This window comes from Spartinivicinus poritis (assembly GCF_028858535.1).
Taxonomy (GTDB): Bacteria; Pseudomonadota; Gammaproteobacteria; order Pseudomonadales; family Zooshikellaceae; genus Spartinivicinus; species Spartinivicinus poritis.
Genome location: NZ_JAPMOU010000142.1, coordinates 1 through 2,143 on the forward strand (window position 1 = coordinate 1; position 2,143 = coordinate 2,143).

The window sequence follows — 2,143 nt, forward strand, 5'->3', positions numbered from 1 at the left end:
CTTGTAAGCATCTTTAGCATGCTTACAACACTTGTGGGCGACTCGAAGCTCTGCGAGTGCTGTTGGTGATAGTTCAACTCCTCTCATAACAGTGGATTATACACATGATGCTGTATTATTGAACCTAGAAATGATTCGCGACTGGTATACATTGGGCTCAAATGCAGGTGCGGACAAAATTATTGGTACAAATGAAAGTAACCGTATTTTAGCCAATGGGCATGACCAAGTATTTGCTGGTGATGGTGTTGATGTTATTACATTAACCGAAAATGCATCTGTAGACGGTGAAGGCGGTCAAGATGTGTACTTGGTACAGCGCGGTTTAGGCAATGCTGAAATTAAGGAAAATGGAGCTGATGTTTCAGTTATTCGTTTAGAGTATGCCATTAAAGAAATTAAAGACTGGCAACTAAAGGGTAAAGACCTAGTGATAAGTTTTGCTGTTAATGGTCAGAATAAACAGTTAACCGTTAGAGATGTTTATCAGGAAAATAATGGTCAGTTCACCTTAGTCAACGATAAGTTAAGCTTTCAAACCAAAGATGGATTAATGCTCATTCCTCAGTTTGAAAAAACATTCAGTGCGGAAGATGCGGCGCAGTACCAGTCAATAACATTCACCACTAGATACCTTAAGTCAGCAGATAAAACTTATAGGGATATTGAAAATGGCGTTACCATTGATTTAAATAAAAATACAGTGGATGGCCCCAATGAAGGTGGTGTTCATAAGTATTTTGAATTATCTAAGTTGGATAAGTCGACGGTTTCTGTTGTTGAGGTGGGCGATAGAGTAAGGGGAGAGCTTAAAAATGATGGGGCATTTGTTGAAAGGTCCAAAATACGAAGAAAAAAAATGAGTTTTCTTACGCTAAATCCTGAGGAAAACCCATCAGAACATGTTAAAACGATTTTTCTTGACTATGACTCTTCAGAAATAAGGCGGATGCATACGCGTTATGGTGTTAGAGGACTTGATTTAAATGGCCCAGAAGTAAAAGCTTATGAAAGTACTCAACCTAAAAACCTACACCGCTATAATTCTGAAACTCAAGAATGGGAGCCTTTAAATAAACCAACGAGAATTGCATTTGAGAGGGTCGATTACTCGTTAGTACTCACCATGAAAAATGGACATCGAGTTGTGCTGGAAGACATTAAGGCAAATAGTTCCCATTTTTGGAATGATAATACATGGGAATATACCCATTTAGGTGGTGAGCAATTATGGGATTATGAAATAATCACTCGTGATGGTATTAAGATTAATAGTGGTTCACTGGCAACATGGAATATTTCTGGTGATAAGAATTTAAGGTTTAGAAGAAGGCCGGCTATTCGTAAAGTAACTACAACGCATACCCACCCTAGGGAAGACTTAACACTAGCTGATTGGCAATGGGGGCAGGGACGTCAGCTTGATAATCGCTATCAATTAACCGCAGAAGGAACAGCTTACGATGATACGTTGATTGGGGATGATAAAGCCAATGTGATCAGAGGCTATGGTGGTCATGATTATTTTGAAGGTAATAATGGTCATGATACCTATGTCATTGGTGCTTTGAAGGGAGAGGTCTATATAAACAACTTGGCGGAAGATAAAAAGCTGGACAGTGTTGTTGTCGCTACCTCAATAAATGATATTTCAACCTATCGCGAAGGAATAAATTTAGTACTAACGGCGCAATTATCCCAGCCGACAGAAGACGGCAGTACGTTATCAGTTAATCGAGAAATTATTCTTGAAAATTATTTTGTTAGTGAGACATTTAGGCATATTGGTATAGTGACTAATGAAGGTCATCAACAGCAAATCATTATTGATGATGGAGGAATGAGTCGATTAATTATTGCCTCCGATTCAGCAAATGGGCCAGTTGTTGTCACAGAATTACTCGGTAATTTAACTAACTTACAGTTAGCCAGAGAGGGCAATGACTTACATGCAGTGATTGTGAGTGAATCAGAGAGTGACAGTGATGTTGTCTTAACTGAAGTGGTCTTCCAGAATTTTTACCAAGGAGCTGCGTATCAGCAAATACTATTAGGCAACGGCCAATTAATACCAATCATGGTAAATAATCTGTAAAATACCTGGTCACAGTATTTCACTTAATTTGACTAGGAATTTAATAAT

Annotated in this window: 1 protein-coding gene; it reads left to right on the forward strand. The window is 38.5% G+C overall.

What is annotated here, in order from left to right:
• Window positions 1–31: 31 nt before the first annotated feature.
• Complete coding sequence (locus tag ORQ98_RS29385; RefSeq protein ID WP_274692384.1) at window positions 32–2,095, forward strand: hypothetical protein; 2,064 nt, start codon at window positions 32–34, stop codon at window positions 2,093–2,095.
• Window positions 2,096–2,143 lie beyond the last annotated feature (48 nt).